This window comes from Enterococcus sp. BWR-S5 (assembly GCF_016745255.1).
Lineage (GTDB): Bacteria > Bacillota > Bacilli > Lactobacillales > Enterococcaceae > Enterococcus_L.
The window spans coordinates 1-1825 of sequence record NZ_JADOEQ010000035.1 but is presented as its reverse complement, the minus strand read 5'-3'; the positions used below and the strand labels follow the sequence as shown (position 1 = coordinate 1825).

Below are 1825 nucleotides of genomic sequence, written 5' to 3'. Positions count from 1 at the left end.
GGATTGGGAGCATGGCTTTTCGACCTTAACTAGGATACGGAGTAAGAAGAAATGTGCCACTTACATTACAAAATACGTGACAAAAGATTTAGACCAGGAGATTGTCGGAAAGGGCAAAAAAAAATACTGGTGCTCTCGTGGATTGAGATTACCAGCGGTGGAATACAGCAGTTTTGATTTATCTTTCGGGAAGGCGCCCGATTTCGAGAACGAAACTTGCTATATCTACAATTTCGACAGTTGAATTATATCATGAACTGCAGGGGTTGCAAACTTCTGCAGTTTTTTGTTGCGTAAACACCTAACAAGTGATATATTGGTTACATAAAAATATTCAGGAGGTGCCTAAATGAGCAAAAACGTTAAGTTCTCTATGTCTTTGGGGCAAGAGTTAAATGATTATTGTGTAGCAGAAGCAAAACGCATAGGGATAACTAAAAACGCCTATATAGCAATGTGTGTAGATACAGTTAAACGACAATCAGAATCTATGGCTATGACAAGAGAAGCTAGTGCCATGTTTGAACATATCAAGTCAGAGGAAGGCAAAAGCGGTAAAGAGTAGCAAAGCGTAGCGGTTCCTTTACAGTAGGTGTTTTGTGGTATCGTGTTGAAGCCTCAGGCTGAGAAATTCGGATAGTGCTATATTAAGACTGAGGGCTCCGATTAAGCACCGCAAAACAGGGTGCCTGCTGTCAAGGATTGCGGATACGGTTCAGGTCAACACTTGAAAGGGGGTGGGAAGCATGAACAACGAATTTTTGGATGATGTAGCAGGTTTTATCAAAGATGATATTTACGAGCTATGGGAGGTCACAGGAGCCGTTTTGGAGTTTTATGAGTCAAATAGTCAATATATGGCTTTCGAGGGCTCACAGGACGTTTTAAAGGGCTTAAAATCGTTTCAAAAAGATTTCGGAATGGCCATTGTTAGATTGGTGCCAGAAATAGTGAGCATAGAAAAACGACTATCAGAGTCAGCAGCCGTCGAAAGCATACAAGACTAGATAATCGTTTCGGTGTGATTATTATAACCCAGAACCCATTAAGAAACAATTTGCGGAGCTGGCAATTTCGGACGGAGAGGACGCACGGAGCATGCCCCGCGCGCCCGCACCGCCGAAATGTCAGCCCGCTAATGTTCTAATGCTGCTGAGTTGAATATCTAACGAAAAATTATAGAGAGGAGGCAGAGACGTCTACTTGACATACGTCTCACTTAACGACATAGAATGACAAGTGCAAAGAGATATAAAAGCAAAGTAAAAACCTATCCTGACGGGGCTAGAACCGTTTATGTGTACAAAAGACCGCTTGATGTTTGTGACACTTCTGAAGGTGATGCAGGAAGCTATCGTGATTTGACTGAAGACGAAATACAAGCGGAGTATGAACATTCAAAATTTATGAATTTGATTCGTACTAAAACGAAGATTAGAGACTACTGCTTAAGCAATGATTTTACATACTTTTGGACGTTGACCTTTGGTGGAGATAATCGTCATGATGATGCTCTTTGCTTTAGTAAATTACAGAAGTGGTTGCGGTGGATGAAACTGAAATATGGCAAATTTAATTATATTTTTATTCCCGAACGGCACAAGGATGGTGCGATCCATTTTCATGGTGTAACAGGTGGGTTCGGCGGTGTGATTGTTGATTCTGGAGTAAAGCACAAAAAAGCTAAGGTTTATAACTGCTCGGATTGGGAGCATGGCTTTTCGACCTTAACTAGGATACGGAGTAAGAAGAAATGTGCCACTTACATTACAAAATACGTGACAAAAGATTTAGACCAGGAGATTGTCGGAAAGGGCAAAAAAAA

The 1825-nt window shown here is 41.2% G+C and carries 3 protein-coding genes and 1 pseudogene; all 4 read left to right on the top strand.

What is annotated here, in order from left to right; all coding sequences use genetic code 11:
• Positions 1-244, top strand: a pseudogene (locus IW510_RS21420) (rolling circle replication-associated protein); the annotation flags it as partial.
• A 105-nt stretch (positions 245-349) separates the two neighbouring features.
• Positions 350-565 carry a hypothetical protein gene (locus IW510_RS21175; RefSeq protein ID WP_202063188.1) on the top strand — a complete coding sequence of 72 codons (216 nt, stop codon included), beginning with the start codon at positions 350-352 and terminating at the stop codon, positions 563-565.
• Positions 566-746: 181 nt separating this feature from the next.
• Positions 747-1007 (top strand): hypothetical protein, encoded by a 261-nt coding sequence (locus IW510_RS21170; protein ID WP_202063186.1) that lies wholly within the window; start codon positions 747-749, stop codon positions 1005-1007.
• Positions 1008-1232: 225 nt separating this feature from the next.
• The coding region (locus IW510_RS21165) for a rolling circle replication-associated protein (RefSeq protein ID WP_442896463.1) at positions 1233-1825 on the top strand (593 nt) is incomplete at its 3' end.